At 72.5% G+C, this 15747-nt stretch carries 17 protein-coding genes; 13 read left to right on the top strand and 4 right to left on the bottom strand.

The genetic code is table 11. From position 1 onward, the window contains the following. Positions 1 to 123: 123 nt before the first annotated feature. On the top strand, positions 124 to 330 hold the full coding sequence (locus LG943_RS25490) for a hypothetical protein (RefSeq protein WP_270074916.1): 207 nt from the start codon (positions 124 to 126) through the stop codon (positions 328 to 330). Between the two features lie 80 nt (positions 331 to 410). Here the strand turns inward: LG943_RS25490 and LG943_RS25495 are convergent, their stop codons facing one another. After that, positions 411 to 1415 (bottom strand): aldo/keto reductase family protein, encoded by a 1005-nt coding sequence (locus LG943_RS25495; RefSeq protein ID WP_270074917.1) that lies wholly within the window; start codon positions 1413 to 1415, stop codon positions 411 to 413. 166 nt (positions 1416 to 1581) lie between these two features. After that, entirely contained in the window at positions 1582 to 2211 is a 630-nt protein-coding gene (locus LG943_RS25500; protein ID WP_270074918.1) for a DUF3043 domain-containing protein, read from the bottom strand. A 118-nt stretch (positions 2212 to 2329) separates the two neighbouring features. On the opposite strand from LG943_RS25500, the gene LG943_RS25505 reads away from it, so the two are divergent. The 7 genes from LG943_RS25505 to LG943_RS25535 all read left to right on the top strand — a co-directional run bounded on the left by LG943_RS25505 (position 2330) and on the right by LG943_RS25535 (position 8079). Continuing rightward, positions 2330 to 3142, top strand: coding sequence for a PspA/IM30 family protein (locus tag LG943_RS25505; protein ID WP_270074919.1), 813 nt, complete (start codon positions 2330 to 2332; stop codon positions 3140 to 3142). Then, positions 3139 to 3423 carry a PspA-associated protein PspAA gene (gene pspAA, locus LG943_RS25510; protein ID WP_270074920.1) on the top strand — a complete coding sequence of 95 codons (285 nt, stop codon included), beginning with the start codon at positions 3139 to 3141 and terminating at the stop codon, positions 3421 to 3423. The genes LG943_RS25505 and pspAA overlap by 4 nt, the downstream gene beginning before the upstream one ends. 223 nt (positions 3424 to 3646) lie before the next feature. After that, positions 3647 to 4567, top strand: a complete 921-nt coding sequence (htpX, locus tag LG943_RS25515; RefSeq protein WP_270074921.1) for a zinc metalloprotease HtpX — start codon at positions 3647 to 3649, stop codon at positions 4565 to 4567. Between the two features lie 52 nt (positions 4568 to 4619). Beyond that, positions 4620 to 5204, top strand: a complete 585-nt coding sequence (gene pspAB, locus LG943_RS25520) for a PspA-associated protein PspAB (RefSeq protein WP_270074922.1) — start codon at positions 4620 to 4622, stop codon at positions 5202 to 5204. A gap of 81 nt (positions 5205 to 5285) precedes the next feature. After that, a complete protein-coding gene (locus LG943_RS25525; RefSeq protein WP_270074923.1) occupies positions 5286 to 6413 on the top strand; it encodes a glycerate kinase family protein in 1128 nt (375 codons plus the stop codon). Positions 6414 to 6568: 155 nt separating this feature from the next. Beyond that, entirely contained in the window at positions 6569 to 6919 is a 351-nt protein-coding gene (gene erpA / locus LG943_RS25530; protein WP_179766579.1) for an iron-sulfur cluster insertion protein ErpA, read from the top strand. A 185-nt stretch (positions 6920 to 7104) separates the two neighbouring features. Beyond that, positions 7105 to 8079: a carbohydrate kinase family protein gene (locus LG943_RS25535; protein WP_270074924.1), complete on the top strand. Its 975-nt coding sequence runs from the start codon at positions 7105 to 7107 to the stop codon at positions 8077 to 8079. Between the two features lie 101 nt (positions 8080 to 8180). Here LG943_RS25535 and LG943_RS25540 read toward each other — a convergent pair whose 3' ends face one another. Continuing rightward, a complete protein-coding gene (locus LG943_RS25540; RefSeq protein ID WP_270074925.1) occupies positions 8181 to 8966 on the bottom strand; it encodes a DUF2470 domain-containing protein in 786 nt (261 codons plus the stop codon). 149 nt (positions 8967 to 9115) lie between these two features. Between LG943_RS25540 and rpsD the strand changes: the two genes are divergently transcribed. Next, the gene (gene rpsD, locus LG943_RS25545) at positions 9116 to 9727 is read left to right on the top strand and encodes a 30S ribosomal protein S4 (RefSeq protein ID WP_270074926.1); all 612 of its coding nucleotides are present in this window, start codon (positions 9116 to 9118) and stop codon (positions 9725 to 9727) included. Between the two features lie 99 nt (positions 9728 to 9826). Here the strand turns inward: rpsD and LG943_RS25550 are convergent, their stop codons facing one another. Beyond that, on the bottom strand, positions 9827 to 10063 hold the full coding sequence (locus tag LG943_RS25550) for a sulfurtransferase TusA family protein (protein WP_179766575.1): 237 nt from the start codon (positions 10061 to 10063) through the stop codon (positions 9827 to 9829). A gap of 405 nt (positions 10064 to 10468) precedes the next feature. On the opposite strand from LG943_RS25550, the gene ctaC reads away from it, so the two are divergent. The 4 genes from ctaC (at position 10469) to LG943_RS25570 (ending at position 15221) form a co-directional block, all read left to right on the top strand. Further along, positions 10469 to 11464 carry an aa3-type cytochrome oxidase subunit II gene (gene ctaC, locus LG943_RS25555; RefSeq protein ID WP_456340062.1) on the top strand — a complete coding sequence of 332 codons (996 nt, stop codon included), beginning with the start codon at positions 10469 to 10471 and terminating at the stop codon, positions 11462 to 11464. Beyond that, positions 11464 to 13140 (top strand): aa3-type cytochrome oxidase subunit I, encoded by a 1677-nt coding sequence (gene ctaD, locus LG943_RS25560; RefSeq protein ID WP_270074928.1) that lies wholly within the window; start codon positions 11464 to 11466, stop codon positions 13138 to 13140. The genes ctaC and ctaD overlap by 1 nt, the downstream gene beginning before the upstream one ends. 16 nt (positions 13141 to 13156) lie before the next feature. Beyond that, positions 13157 to 13582 carry a cytochrome c oxidase subunit 4 gene (locus LG943_RS25565; RefSeq protein ID WP_270074929.1) on the top strand — a complete coding sequence of 142 codons (426 nt, stop codon included), beginning with the start codon at positions 13157 to 13159 and terminating at the stop codon, positions 13580 to 13582. 304 nt (positions 13583 to 13886) lie between these two features. Then, a complete protein-coding gene (locus LG943_RS25570) occupies positions 13887 to 15221 on the top strand; it encodes a L,D-transpeptidase (RefSeq protein WP_270074930.1) in 1335 nt (444 codons plus the stop codon). The last annotated feature ends 526 nt before the right edge of the window (positions 15222 to 15747 follow it).

Consider the following 15747-nt stretch of genomic DNA (forward strand, 5'->3'; position numbering starts at 1 on the left):
CGCCGGGGTGCCCGTGCCGGGCCGGCGGCGGGCGGCGGCCTATCCTCAAAGTTCCCACAGGGGGTCCGGCCCGAGCCCCGCAGCGGGCGGCGCCGGCCGCGCACACCGACGAAAGGGTGGCCCATGGCCTGGAGCTGGCGGTATGAGACGGAGCACGGCGAGGCGCTGGACGACGGGTCGCTGCCCGGCGAGCTGTTCTCCTCGCGGGGCGACGCCGAGAGCTGGCTCGGGGAGAACTGGCGGAGCCTGGTCGAGGGCGGGGCGGGCCGCGTCACGCTGGTCGAGGACGACCGCGCGGTGTACTCCATGAGCCTGGACGAACCCGCCTGAGGCGCGGCGGGGGGGGGGGGGGGGGGGGGGGCGCCGCCCCCCCCCCCCCCCGCCCCGCGACCGGCCGCGCTCGGCGCTCGCTAGGGCCGCTTCGACGGGCTGACCGTCAGCGCCGGGTCGCGCTGCACGCTGTCGCCCAGGACCTCGTCGATGCGGCGCATCAGGTCGGCGTCGAGGCGCTTGCCCGCCGCGCCGGCGTTGTCGCGCACCTGCTCGGGGCGGGAGGCGCCGATGATCGCCGAGGCCACGTTGTCGTTCTGGAGGACCCAGGCCACCGCGAGCTGGGCCAGCGACAGCCCCGCCTCCTCGGCCAGGGGCGCCAGCCGCTGCACGCGCTCCAGCAGGGCGTCCTCCAGCAGGCCGCGCCGGTTGAGGAACTGCCCGCCGGTGGCGTCGGTGGCGCGCGACCCCGCCGGCGGCTCCTGGCCGGGGCGGTACTTGCCGGTGAGCACGCCCTGGGCGATGGGCGAGAACACGACCTGGCCCATGCCGGCGCGCTCGCAGACCGGCACGACCTCCGACTCGATGACCCGCCACAGCATGTTGTACTGCGGCTGGTTGGACACGATGCGGTCCAGCCCCATCTCGTCGGCGATCTTCAGCGCGCGCTCGATCTCCTCGGCGCGCCACTCCGAGACGCCGATGTAGAGGACCTTGCCCTGGCGCACGAGGTCGTCGAACGCCCGCAGGGTCTCCTCCAGCGGGGTCTCGTAGTCGAAGCGGTGCGCCTGGTAGAGGTCGAGGTAGTCGGTGCCCAGCCGGCGCAGGGACGCCTCGGCGCCCCGGATGATGTGCTTGCGGGACAGGCCGCGGTCGTTGCGGCCCTCGCCGACCGGCCAGTAGACCTTGGAGAAGATCTCGACGCCGTCGCGCCGCTGGTCCTTCAGCGCCCGGCCGAGGACCTCCTCGGCGCGGCCCTGCGCGTAGACGTCGGCGGTGTCGAAGGTGGTGATGCCCTCCTCCAGCGCGGCGTGCACGCACGCGACGGCGGCGTCCTCCTCGACCTGCGAACCGTGGGTGATCCAGTTGCCGTAGGAGATCTCGCTGACGACGAGACCACTGCTGCCCAGATGCCGGAATTCCATGGCAGCACCCTAGCCCGCGGCGGTGCGGCCGGGGCGACACGGGGGCGGCGTGAAAGCGCCGCCCGGGCGGATGCTGCGGCACGGGCGGCGGAAGCGGGGGGAAGAGGGAGAGAAGAGGGAGAAGGGGAGAGGACGCGGGGCGGCGGACAGGCGGCCCGCCCGGCGCTCAGCGGGTGGGTTCGGGCACCGCCTGGCCGGGCTTGACCCGGGGCTTGGGCAGCCGCAGCCGGCGGACCTGGAGCTGGCGCATGGCGGCGTACATGCCCGCGCCGCGCACGGTGGGGTCGTCGGGGAACAGTTCGCGCGCCCGGCGCTTGACGCGGTTGCCCACGAAGATGCCCTCGGCCAGGATCGTGACCATCATGGCCGGCCACACCACGTAGGTGACCGCGAGGTTGATCTGCGGGAACGGCAGGAACAGCAGCGCGATGATGGCCAGCGAGAAGTAGAGGAAGAACTCGCTGACGCTGCGCCGGGAGTCCACGACGTCGCGGGCGTAGGCGCGCACCGGGCCGAGGTCCTGGGGCCGGAAGTGGCGCTCCTCGCCCTTGGCGGCGCCACCGCGCTGGGCGGTGCGCTGGGCCTCGCGCTGCTGGCGCTCGCGGTACTGCCGGTAGGCCTCGCGGCGGGTCTGCGGCGCGTTCAGCGGGCGGCGCAGCGCTTTCTCGGCCTCGCGCCGCTTGGGAGTGGGCGCACCCTTCTTCGGGGTATATCCCTTAGGTTGGGTGGCCTCAGCGGTGGCAGAGCCGGGCGCGGCCGTATCTTCGGATGCGGGAACGGAGCGACGTCGGAACACGTCTTCCAGAGTAGCCGGTCCGAGCTTCATGGCGACCCCACGCCCGAGCGCGTAGGGTTGGATGCAGCGCCCGCCGGGAACAGCCGATTTACGGACCGAGAAGGGGACGGCCACGCCGATGAGCGTGTTTCAGCGACTTTCCATGATCTTCAAGTCCAAGGCCAACCGGGCACTGGACTCCGTCGAGGACCCGCGCGAAACCCTCGACTACTCCTACCAGAAGCAGCTTGAGCTGCTGCAAAAGGTCCGCCGCGGCGTCGCTGACGTCGCCACCTCCCGCAAGCGCGTCGAGTTGCAGGTCCAGCAACTGGAGCAGCAGTCCGGCAAGCTGGAGAACCAGAGCCGCTCGGCCCTCCAGGCCGGCCGCGAGGACCTCGCCCGCGAGGCCCTCACCCGCCGCTCCGGGCTCCAGTCCCAGATCGACAGCCTCAAGCAGCAGCACGAGCAGCTCCAGGGCGAGGAGCAGAAGCTCACCCTCGCCGCCCAGCGGCTCCAGGCCAAGGTCGACTCCTTCCGCACCCGCAAGGAGACCATCAAGGCCACCTACACCGCCGCCCAGGCCCAGACCCAGATCAGCGAGGCGTTCTCCGGCATCTCCGAGGAGATGGGCGACGTCGGCCTGGCCATCCAGCGCGCCGAGGACAAGACCGCCCAGATGCAGGCCCGCGCCGGCGCGGTCGACGAACTCCTCGCCTCGGGCGCCCTCGACGACGTCAGCGGCTCCTCCAAGGACGACATCCAGGCCGAGCTGGACCGCATGGCCAGCACCAGCGGCGTCGAGCTGGAGCTGGAGCGCATGAAGCGCGAGCTGGGCCAGGGCAGCGGCTCCGGCGGGGCCACCCCCCAGATCGAGGAGGGCGACTCCCGCGCCGGGGGATCCGCCGGCAACGGCAGCCAGATCCAGCCCTACCGCCAGGGGGAGGGCTCGTGATCGTCCGCATCATGGGCGAGGGCCAGTTGGACCTCGGCGACGCCGACCTCGACCTCCTCAACCAGTTCGACCGCACCCTCGAAGAGGCGATCGAGTCCGGCAGCGAGGACACCTTCCGCAAGGCCCTGCACGACCTGCTGGAGCGGGTCCGCCAGGACGGCAAGCCGCTGCCCCCCGAGTCGCTGGAGCCCTCGGAGTTCATCCTTCCCCCCGCCGACGCCAGCATGGACGAGGTCCGCGACATGCTCGGCGACGACGGCCTCATCCCCGACCTCACCTGATCGCCCGGCAGCGCCCTGACCCGGCGCCGCCCCCGGCAGCCGCTCTCCGAAGGCCGCCGCGCACCGCGCGGCGGCCTCGGTGCCGTTGCGGGCCGCCCCGCGCGCCCCGGCCCGCCGCGCACCGCGCCGCCGACGGCCGGTGCGCCCCCGTTCACCTGCGGCGACTACACTGCCAAGGAGTCCGCGACCCAGGCGTCGACCTCGCGGACGGAGGGGTCCCGCTGTGGCTGGTTCCAGATTCATCCCCGACCGCGGGCTGACCACCCGCATGGTCGCCACGATGGCGCTGCTGGGCATCCTCTACGTGGCGTTCGTCATCGCCCTCTACCTCGTGGGCATGCCCGTGGTCCTGCTGGTGCTGGTGGTGGTCGGCTTCGCCGTCCTCCAGTACTTCACCTCCGACAAGATCGCCATGTTCTCCATGGGCGCCCGCGAGGTCTCCCCGGCCGAGGCCCCCGAACTCCACGCGGTCGTCGACCGCCTGTGCGCCATGGCCGACATGCCCAAGCCCAAGGTCGCCGTCGCCCGCACCGACGTCCCCAACGCCTTCGCCACCGGCCACAACCGGAGGAACGCCGTGGTGTGCACCACCACCGGCCTGCTGCGCCGCCTGGACACCGCCGAACTGGAGGCGGTCATCGCCCACGAGCTGTCCCACGTGGCCCACCGCGACGTCATGGTCATGACCATCGCCGGGTTCCTCGGGATCGTCGCCGGGTTCCTCACCCAGATGGGGCTGCGCTTCGCCATGGTCACCGGCGGCTCGCGCGGCAACAACAACGGCCCGGCGCCCGCAGTCGTCGCGCTGCTGGTGGTACTGGTCAGCGCCGTGGTGTGGGCGCTGAGCTTCCTGCTGACCCGGGTGCTGTCGCGCTACCGCGAGCTGTCGGCCGACCGCGCCGCCGCCTACCTCACCGGCCGGCCCTCGGCGCTGGGCAGCGCCCTCACCAAGATCAACGGCGACATGGCCCGCATCCCCACCAGCGACCTGCGCCGCGCCGAGCCGTTCAACGCCTTCTTCTTCACCCCGGCGGTGGGCGGCAAGGGCTTCAGCCTCAGCCAACTGTTCGCCACCCACCCGCCCATCGAGCGCCGCCTCGCCCAGCTCGCCGACATCTCCCGGCAGTTGGGCACCGGCGCCTGAGCCGCGCCCGCCGCGCCCGCACCACCGGCCGACCACGGGAGGACCCGCCCACATGAGCTTCCTGCGCGCCCTGCTGGGCCGCTCCAAGCCGGCCAAGCCCGACCTCGACGCGCTGTTCGCGCTGCCCTCGGCCGCCGTCACCCTGCGCGCCGGCGCCGGGTTCGCGCCCACCGGCACCGGGTCGGTCGCCTTCCGCGCCGCCGAGGGCCGCGCCTTCGCCGACCTCCAGCGCGACATCACCGACCTGCTCAACGCCGACGACGGCCCGGCCGTCGAGCCCGCCGCCGACGAGTACGGCTACACCTGGCTGGTGCTGCGCGCCGGACCCGAGGCCGCCGCCTCCGCCGACATCAGCGGCCTGGTCACCGACGTCCACGCCGTCAACACCTCGCTGGAGTCCGCCGGGTTCGGCCCCTCGCTGCTGTGCTCGCTGGTGGCCTTCGCCGACGCCGCCGGCCGCCGCGTCGCCCTCGTCTACCTCTACAAGCGCGGCACCTTCTACCCGTTCGCGCCGCTGCCCGGCCAGCGCCGCGACAACGCCCTGGAGCTTCAGGTGGAGGCCGCCCTGGGCGCCGACCTGCCCGTCGAGAAGGACAAGTCCCGCTGGTTCCCCGTCTACGGCGCCCCCGGCCTGTGACCTGCCCGGCCGCCGCCCGGCCGGCCCGCCCGCACGGTCCCCGCCCGCGGGTGCCCGCACCGGACAGGGCACACTGACATCGTGCGTATCGTCATCGCCCCGGACAAGTTCGCCGGAACCCTCACCGCCGTCGAGGCCGCCCAGGCCATCGCCGACGGCTGGCACACCGTCGACCCCGACGCCGACACCCGGCTGCTGCCGCTCTCCGACGGCGGCCCCGGGTTCGTCGAGGTGCTGCACGCCGCCCTGGGCGGCACCGTCGCCGACCTGGAGGTCACCGGCCCCCTTGGCGCGCCCGTGCCCGCCCGCTACCTGCTCGCCGGCACCACCGCCTACATCGAGAGCGCGCACGCCTGCGGTCTGCACCTGGTGCCCGCCGAGGCGCGCGACCCCGCCCGCACCACCACCCTGGGGGTGGGCGAGCTGATCGCCGCGGCGGTGGCGGCCGGAGCCGACACCGTGGTCGTGGGCCTGGGCGGCAGCGCCACCAACGACGGCGGCGCCGGCATGCTCGCCGCCCTGGGCGCGCATCCCGCGCCGGGCCTGGGCGCCGGCGGCGGCCCGCTGGCCGCGCTGGAGGGTCCGGTGGACCTGGCCGCCGCCCGCGCCGCCGTGCGCGGCGTCCGCCTGGTGGCCGCCACCGACGTGGACAACCCGCTGCTGGGCATCAACGGCGCCAGCGCCGTGTTCGGCCCGCAGAAGGGCGCCGACCCCGACGCGGTGCAGCGTCTGGACGCCGCCCTCACCGCCTTCGCCGACGCGACCGACCCCGGCGGCCTGCGCGAGGCGCCCGGCGCGGGCGCCGCCGGCGGTCTGGGCTACGGCCTGCTGCTGCTGGGCGGCACCGTGGAGTCGGGGGTGGCACGGGTGCTGGACGCGGTCGGCCTGGCCGACGACGTCGCCACCGCCGACCTGGTGATCACCGGCGAGGGCTCCTTCGACGGCCAGTCGCTGCGCGGCAAGCTGCCCCACGGGGTCGCCCGCGCCGCCGCCGACCAGGGCGTGCCCTGCGTGGTGACCGCCGGCGTGGTGTCGGTGGGCCGCAAGGAGGCCGCCGCCGCCGGCATCACCGAGACCTACGCGCTGGTGGAGTCCGCCGGCTCCACCGAGGCGGCCCTGCGCCGCCCGGCCGAGGAGCTGACCCGGCTGGCCGCGGCGGTCGCCCGGCGCTGGGGCGGCGCGCGCCCGCGCACCCCCGGCGGGGCGTGAGCGCGGGCACTCATGATGGCCAGCGTGCGCATGAGCACCTAAGCTGGGGGAAAACAGGAGAGCGCGCCACGACCCCGCGCCCAGGAATGCGCGAAGCGGCCCGCGCGTTGACACGTGTGGCTCGGAATGGGTCGAAACAACGGAGGAGCTAGCAGATGACGGTTCAGAGCGAAGCCCCCGCGCAGGGCATCATCCTGACGGACGAGGCGGCGAGCAAGGTCAAGGGCCTCCTGGAGCAGGAAGGCCGCGACGATCTTCGGCTGCGTGTCGCCGTGCAGCCGGGGGGCTGCTCCGGGCTCCGCTACCAGCTTTTCTTCGACGAGCGTGAGCTGGACGGCGACGTCGTCGCCGACTTCTCCGGCGTCGAGGTCGTCACCGACCGCATGAGCGCCCCCTACCTCATGGGCGCCACCATCGACTTCGTCGACACCATCGAGAAGCAGGGCTTCACCATCGACAACCCCAACGCCACGGGCTCCTGCGCCTGCGGCGACTCCTTCAACTAAGGGGGGTCGAGCGCCGCGCCCCGCCGGGCCGGCGCCCTCGATGCGGCAGGGGTCCGCGCGCCCGAGGGGCGCGCGGACCCTTTCGCGTGCGCCGGCTCCGCCGCGCTCGGGGCCCGCAGACGCCGCCGGGGCGGCTCTGTAGGCTTAAGCCCCGTCCCGTCTCCCGACTCAAGGAGCCCTCCGCAGTGCGCATCGCGGTTACCGGATCGATTGCCTCCGACCATCTGATGACCTTCGAGGGACGCTTCTCCGAACAACTCATCGCCGACCAGCTCGAACAGGTGTCGCTGTCCTTCCTGGTCGACGAGCTGGAGATCCGCCGCGGCGGCTGCGGCCCCAACATCTGCTTCGCCATGGGCGCGCTGGGCCTGCGGCCCTACCTGGTGGGGGCCGCCGGCACCGACTTCGACGAGTACCGCGCCTGGCTGGACCGCCACGGCGTCGACACCTCCGGCGTGCACATCTCCGAGCTGCGCCACACGGCCCGGTTCGTGTGCACCACCGACCGCGACCACAACCAGATCGCCTCCTTCTACGCCGGCGCCATGGCCGAGGCCCGCAACATCGAACTCCAGCCGCTGGCCGAGCGCGCGGGCGGGTTCGACCTCGTGCTCGTCAGCGCCAACGACCCCGGCGCGATGATCCGGCACAGCGACGAGTGCCGCGAGCGCGGCATCGCCTTCGCCGCCGACCCCTCCCAGCAGTTGGCGTTCATGGAGGGCGCCGACGTCCGCCGGCTCATCGAGGGCGCCGACTACCTCTTCACCAACGAGTACGAGAAGGCGCTCTGCGAGCAGAAGACCGGCTGGAGCGACGACGACATCCTCGCCCGCGTGCGGACCCGCGTCACCACGCTGGGCGCCAAGGGCGTGCGGATCGACCGGCGCGGTGAGCCCTCGATCGCCGTGCCCGCCGCCGCCGTCGGCGAGAAGGTCGACCCCACCGGCGTGGGCGACGCCTTCCGCGCGGGCTTCCTCGCGGGCGTCTCGTGGGGCCTGTCCCTGGAGCACGCCGCCCAGGTCGGCAACGCCGTGGCCGTGCACTGCCTGGAGGTCAACGGCCCCCAGGAGTACGAGCTGACCGCCGCGAGCCTGCTCGACAAGGTCACCGCCTCCTACGGCGAGGACAGCGCGCGGGCGATCAAGCCGCACCTGTCCTAGCCGCACCAGCCGCATCGGGGGCCTCCGCGCGGGGGCCCCTTCCGGGTGCCCGGTCCCGGCATCGGCCCCGGCGACCGCCCGCGATCGTGCCGGGGCCGGGCTCAGCCGCGCCGGCGCCGGGTGCAGCCCCGGCGCCCGGCGGGCCCCTCGGCCGGCGCGGCCGCCTCGGCGGGGGCCGCGCCCGCGCGCTCGGCGCCGCCGGCCAAGAAGTCGAACACCGCGCGCTCCAGTTGGCAGGGCGCGCCCGCCGGTGCGCTCCAGGGCACCCGCACCAGCACCGGGTCGGCGCCCGAGAACGGGTTCACCCACACCGTGGCCCCGTGGGCGTCCAGCTCCCACAGCCACGCCGCGCCGCGCGGCGCACCCGGCAGCGCGGCGGCGGCCGCGGCGAGTTCGTCGCGGTAGCGGTCGTTGACCCGGGCCAGGATGTCCTCGGCGGGGCGGGCCAGCGGATCGGCGCGCGCGGCCAGGTAGGCCGGGCCCTCGACCACGCCCATGGCGTCGTAGGTGTGGTAGACGACGGTGCTGGGCGCCACCCGGACCAGCAGCGGGGCCGCCTCGGCGGGGGAGGGGCCGGGCGCGGGCAGCGCCGCCAGCAGCTCCTCGTCGGGGTCGCGCTCCCACACCGCCAGGGCCGCGTCGCGCCGCTCGCGGAGGGGGACCGCACCCGCCCTGCCCTGGCACCACAGCCGAGCGCGTACAGTAGGGGTGCGACCCACACGACGCAGCGCGGACAGTTCGACCCCGACCACCGGTCCGGTGTCACCCTGCCGCCCCTCCCGCAGCGCCTCGCGCAGCGGGTGGTCGGCCGCCACCCACAGGAGTACGCGGCCGGCGTGATCGACCGCACCGCGCACGCTGAAACGCGTGCCGGGATAGTCAGCCAACGTCGCCACGGTGGGGGTCGCCGTGGCGGCAAGGGAACGGACCCGTTCGATCGCGGACGGGCAGGGCTGTCGCATGACACCTCCTAGACTTAGGCAAGCCTTACCTAGGATTCCCGTTTTCGCAAGAGACACATAGACGGAGGACGTTAATGCGCTACACCGGACCTAAGGTGCGGTTGTCCCGGCGCGCGGGTATCCCGCTGACCCGTAAGGCGGTCAGCTACTTCGAGAAGCGGCCCTACCCCCCGGGTGAGCACGGCCGCCGAGTTCGGCGCTCCAGCAGCGACTACGCGGTGCGCCAGGCGGAGAAGCAGCGCCTGCGCTGGTACTACGACCTGTCCGAGAAGCAGTTGGCCCGCGCCTACGAGAACGCCAAGAAGCGCCCCGGCCGTACGGGTGAGGAGCTGATCGCCGAGCTGGAGCTGCGGCTCGTCTCGGTCGTGCTCCGCGCCGGCCTGGCGCCGTCGATCTACGCGGCCCGCCAGTTCATCAACCACGGCCACATCACCGTGGACGGCAAGAAGGTCGACATCCCCTCCTACCAGGTGAAGCCCGGCCAGGTCATCGCCGTCCGCGAGAAGTCGCGCCAGATGGTGCCGTTCGTGGAGGCCGCCGAGGGCGTGCACGCCGACGACAAGATCGCCGGCTACCTCGCGGTGAGCCACAAGGAGCTGCGCGTGGCGGTCGTGGACCGCCCCAAGCGCGAGCAGGTCCCGGTGCCCTTCGACGAGCAGCTCGTCGTGGAGTACTACGCGCGCTAGTCCTCGCGATTACCCGCGCGGGCGGGCCGTGCACCCCTGGGGGGCGCACGGCCCGCCGTGCGTTGCGGCCCGCCGCGCGCCCGGCGCGCCGCGCATCCCCTAGTACATGCGGCGGATGTGGAACGCGCTGCCCCGGCTCAGCGGGACCTCGGCCACGAACTCCTGCATCTTCATCCGGCACCACGAGGGGATGTCGGTCCGCGCGGCGGGGTCGTCGGCCGTGACGGCGATGACCGAGCCGATGGGCACCTCCCGGATCCGCCCGGCCAGCATGATGATGGGGATCGGGCACTTGCGGCCGATCGCCTCCACGGTCACCAACGGCTGGTCCGACACCTGCGCTCTCCCCTCGACGCCTGCTCGTATCCCATTCTTTACCCAAGTGGCCGGCTAAGTGGCACCCGGTTAAGGGACGCGTGAAACCAGCGGTACTCTCGCCTTAGCCCGCTTGCGACAGGCCGCTCCGGCACCCGAGGCAGCCGGAGGCGACCACGCCGGCGGGCCGGGCGAACACGCCGATCCGCCCCGGATCGCCGCGGCGTCCGCACCGCGCCCCGGGCGCGGTACGAACGCCCCAGCGCGTGTCCGGCCGGACGCCCGCCGGGCACCCCGGTCAACACGCTGGTCAGGCATGCCCCTGGACTGCCCTGCGGGCTGATCGCGCTAGTGTTTCCCCCGAAAAGCTTTGGAATACCACCGCCCGCGCGACGACCGCGGGCATCACCGCTGGGAAGGCAATCCGTGAGTCCGACCCGCCATAGGAATCGGCGCCCCGCGCTGCGCCGATGGGCACCACGCGGCGCCGCGCTCGCCGCGCTGGGCCTGGCCGCGACCGGCTGCGCGTCGAACGAGTTCACTCGTTTGGGCGTGCCGGAGCCGATCACCGAACAGGGCCAGCGTGTCCTCACGCTCTGGCAGGGCTCGTGGGTGGCGGCGTTCGCGGTCGGCATCCTGGTGTGGGGCCTGATCGTCTGGACGGTCATCTTCCACCGCAAGCGCTCCGAGCAGCTACCGCCGCAGGTGCGCTACAACATGCCCATCGAGGCGCTGTACACGGTCCTGCCGATCGTCATCATCGCGGTCCTGTTCTACTTCACCGCGCGCGACCAGACGGTCCTGCTCGACACCGAGGAGCAGGCCGACACCAACATCGAGGTCGTCGGCTTCCAGTGGAGCTGGCAGTTCAACTACCTCGACCAGTCGCGCGTGGACGCCGAGGAGCAGGGCACCGAGCCCCAGACCGAGTTCTCGGTCGCGGGCACCCCCCAGCACCAGCCCACGCTGGTGCTGCGCGAGGGCGACGTCGTGCACTTCGACCTCACCTCGCCCGACGTGATCCACTCCTTCTGGATCCCCGCCTTCGCCTTCAAGATGGACATCATCCCCGGCCAGGACAACGAGTTCCAGGTCGAGGTCCAGGAGGGCACCGCGGGCACCTACGCCGGCCGCTGCGCCGAGCTGTGCGGTGTGGACCACTCGCGCATGCTGTTCACCGTCGAGGTCATGGAGCCCGACGACTACGACCGCTGGGTCGAGGAGCAGCGCCAGGCCGCCGCCGACGAGCAGGAGCGGCTGGAGACCGGCGAGGAGCTGGAGCCGCGCGGCGAGGACACCGGCACCGCCATCGAGGGCCCCGGCACCGGGGACCAGGAGGGGTCGGGCGACGACGCGGCCCGCGACGAGTCCACCGAGACGCCTGAGCCTTCGGCGTCGGCCGAGGAGGAGGCAGGCCAGTAATGGCGACCGCAACACAGCCACGTGCGGAGGCGGCCCCCGCCCCCACCCGCAAGGGCTCCATCATCGTGAGCTGGCTGACGTCCACCGACCACAAGGTCATCGGGTACATGTACCTGATCACCTCGTTCCTGTTCTTCATCTTCGGCGGCATCCTCGCTCTGGTCATGCGCGCCGAGCTGCTGTGGCCCGGCCTCCAGGTCGTGACCAACGAGCAGTTCAACCAGTTGTTCACGATGCACGGCACGATCATGCTGCTGATGTTCGCGACCCCGCTGTTCGTCGGGTTCGCCAACATCATCATGCCGCTCCAGATCGGCGCGCCCGATGTGGCGTTCCCGCGCATCAACCTGTTCGGCTACTACCTGTACCTGTTCGGCAGCCTCATCGCCGTGGGCGGGTTCCTCACCCCCGGCGGCGCCGCCAGCTTCGGCTGGTTCGCCTACACCCCGCTGTCGGACGCCGTGCGCTCGCCGGGCCTGGGCGGCGACCTGTGGATCATGGGCCTGGCCGTCAGCGGTCTGGGCACGATCCTGGGTGCCGTCAACTTCATCACCACCGGGCTGTGCATGCGCGCCCCGGGCATGACGATGTTCCGCATGCCGATCTTCACCTGGAACGCGATGCTCACCAGCGTCCTGGTGCTCATCGCCTTCCCGGTCCTGACCGCCGCCCTGATCGCGCTGGGCGCCGACCGGATGATCGGCACGCACGTCTTCGACGCCGAGCACGGCGGCGCCATCCTGTGGCAGCACCTGTTCTGGTTCTTCGGCCACCCGGAGGTCTACATCATCGCGCTGCCGTTCTTCGGCATCGCGACCGAGATCCTGCCGGTGTTCAGCCGCAAGCCGATCTTCGGCTACAAGAGCCTGGTGGGCGCCACGATCGCCATCGCCGGCCTGTCGGTGACGGTGTGGGCGCACCACATGTTCCCCACCGGCGCGGTGCTGCTGCCGTTCTTCTCCTTCATGACGTTCCTCATCGCGGTGCCCACCGGGGTGAAGTTCTTCAACTGGATCGGCACCATGTGGCGCGGCCAGTTGGTGTTCGCCACGCCGATGCTGTTCACCATCGGGTTCCTGGTGACGTTCCTGTTCGGCGGGCTGACCGGGGTCATCCTGGCCTCGCCGCCGCTGGACTTCCACGTCACCGACTCCTACTTCGTGGTGGCCCACTTCCACTACGTGGTGTTCGGCACCGTCGTCTTCGCGATGTTCGCGGGCTTCTACTTCTGGTGGCCCAAGTTCACCGGCAAGATGCTCAACGAGGCCCTGGGCAAGTGGCACTTCTGGTTCCTGTTCTTCGGGTTCCACGGGACCTTCCTGGTCCAGCACTGGCTGGGCGCCGAGGGCTTCCCGCGCCGCTACGCCGACTACCTGCCCAGCGACGGGTTCACCGAGCTGAACATGGTGTCCTCCATCGCCTCGTTCGTGCTGGGCGCCTCCACGCTGATCTTCTTCTGGAACATGTGGGTCACCGCCCGCAGCGCCCCGAAGGTCACCGTGGACGACCCGTGGGAGTACGGCTGCTCGCTGGAGTGGGCGACCTCCTGCCCGCCGCCGCGGCACAACTTCACGTCGCTGCCGCGCATCCGCTCCGAGCGTCCGGCGTTCGACCTGCACCACCCGCACGCCGCCGCACCCGGGTCGGCCGCGCCGGCCGCCGCGGGCCTGAAGTAGCAAAGCGAGTACTGACATGAAGATGCAGGCATACCTGTTCATGGGCGTCTCGACCTTCTTCGGGCTGGTCGCGGCCGTCTACGCCTACTGGTCGTGGGTGGCCGAGGGCTACGTGGAGTGGACCGGGACCGTCGCCCTGGTGGTCTCGATCGGCTTCGGCTGGATGGTCGGGTTCTGGCTGTGGCAGTCGGCCCGGCGCAGCGAGCGCTACCACGGGCTGCCGCCCGAGGAGCGGCTGGACGGCGAGATCGCCGAGAACTCCGGCGAGTACGGGTTCTTCAGCCCGCACAGTTGGTGGCCGCTGTTCGTGGCGCTGTCGGTGGCCTTCATGGCCGTGGGCGTCACGATCGGCTGGTGGATGGTCTTCATCGGCGCGTTCGCGGTGATCCTGACCGCCATCGGCTGGGTCTTCGAGTACTACCGCGGCGAGTTCCAGCACTAACCGGCAGTACGAGCCGCAGGGGGCGGCGCGGGCTCCTGCCCGCGCCGCCCCCGCACGGGTCTCCGGCGGCGGCGCCGGCGGCCCCGATCACCCCGGTGGACGGCGATTTCCGACGAGATCGACCATCCGCCGGGGTATTCTCTTTTGGGCGACCGATACCCGTTCGGGGTACGGCACGCGAGGGGCGGGTCCCCCGGCCGCCCCGACTCATCCCACACGTCCCAAACTTCTCCGCCTCGCGGTGCGTCCATACTGGGTAGAGACGCGGTAAATCGCGGGCAATCCGGACACTGGAGGTCGCACGGTGAAGGGCAGCGCATTCCCAACGGCGGTTCGAGGCGCGGGCGCCGGCTTGGCCGGGCTGCTGCTCGTCCTTGTCGCCGGCTGCACGGGAGCCGACAGCGGCGCGGAGTCCACCGGGGGAGAGGGCGACGGCCCGGTGGTCGAGGTCACCATCAGCCCCGAGGACGGCGCCAGTGAGGTCGCCCCCAACTCCCCCATCACGGTCGAGGCGGCCGACGCCACCATCACCGACGTCCGGGTGGAGCAGACCGGCGGCAGCGCCGACGCCCAGAACGCCCCGTCCGACGCCCCCTCGGCCAGCCCGTCGGGCGACGCCGCGCTGGGCGCCATGACCGGCACCTACAACGAGGACAAGACCACCTGGGTGAGCGACTGGAACCTCACCCCGGGCGCCGAGGTCACGGTCACCGCCACCGCCGAGAACAGCGACGGCGAGGAGGCCGAGGTCGTCAGCCAGTTCACCACCCTGGAGGCGGTCGAGGGCAAGCGGCTGGAGTTGCAGTCCAACTTCCCCACCAGCGGCCAGACGGTGGGCGTGGGCATGCCCGTCATCATCAACTTCGACCTGCCGGTGGAGAACAAGGAGCAGGTCGAGAACTCCATGGAGGTCACCTCCGAGGAGCCGGTGCAGGGCGCCTGGAACTGGTTCGGCGACCAGATGGCGGTCTTCCGGCCCGAGGAGTACTGGAAGCCGAACCAGGCGGTCACGGTGGACCTGCGCCTGGCGGGCGTGGAGGCCAGTGAGGGCGTCTACGGCATCGAGAACCACCAGATCAACTTCGAGGTGGGCCGCGAGCAGATCACCACGGTCGACGACGACGCCCACACCATGACCGTGGAGCGCGACGGCGAGACCGTGAAGACGTTCCCGATCAGCAACGGCCGCGGCGACACCCGGCAGTACACCACCACCAGCGGCGTCCACCTGACCATGGAGAAGTACGAGCACCTGGTCATGGACTCCTCGACCATGGGCATCCCGGTCGACAGCCCCGAGGGCTACAAGCTGGACGTCAACTACGCGGTCCGCTTCTCCAACAGCGGCGAGTTCACCCACGCCGCCCCGTGGAACGGCCAGCTCGGCGAGGCCAACGCCAGCCACGGCTGCACCAACATGAGCACCGCCGACGCCAAGTGGTTCTACGAGGAGTCGCTGATGGGCGACCCGTTCATCGTGACGGGCACCGACCGCCAGTTGGAGGTCGACAACGGCTGGGGCTACTGGCAGCGCTCCTGGGAGGACTGGGTGGCCAACAGCGCCACCGGCGAGCCCGACACCACCGACGGCGAGGGCACGCCCGGCGACGTCCACGGCGAGCAGGAGCAGGCCGACTAGGCACGCCCCCGCAACCGCACGACGGGACTCCGGCGACGGGGCCGCGGAGCAGGCGCTCCGCGGCCCCGTCCGCGTTCCCACGGCCGCGCTCCCGGCGGGGGCGCGGCCGCGCGTAGGGGCGCCGGAGAGGGCTCCCGGCGGCCCGAGGAAGGGGCGGCGTCCGGGTCCCGGCGGCCGGTCCGAAAGGCCGTGGCGTGTCCGGTGGCCCGGTGCCGTCCGCGCGGGGGCGCATGGGGGGCGACGAACGGGGACGCTCCGGCTGGCGCGGGGGAGTGGCCGGGCGGCGACGGCCGCGCGCGGCGCCACAGGCGCCGCTCAGCGGCCCGGGTGATCTTGGGCGGGTCTGACCACGGGTGGGGCGCGCGGTCCCCTCCTGGGGCGGCTCAGCGCCGTTCCGCCCGCCCCGGCCCGGTCCCTCCCCACTCCCGTCCGCTCCTCCGGGCGCCCCCGCCGCCCCTGCCCGCCCCCGTCCGTCCCGCCCGCACCACCGCGCACACGGCGAAGGGCCCGGCACCCCTCAGGGGTG

Source organism: Streptomonospora mangrovi, assembly GCF_027604915.1.
Lineage (GTDB): Bacteria > Actinomycetota > Actinomycetes > Streptosporangiales > Streptosporangiaceae > Streptomonospora > Streptomonospora mangrovi.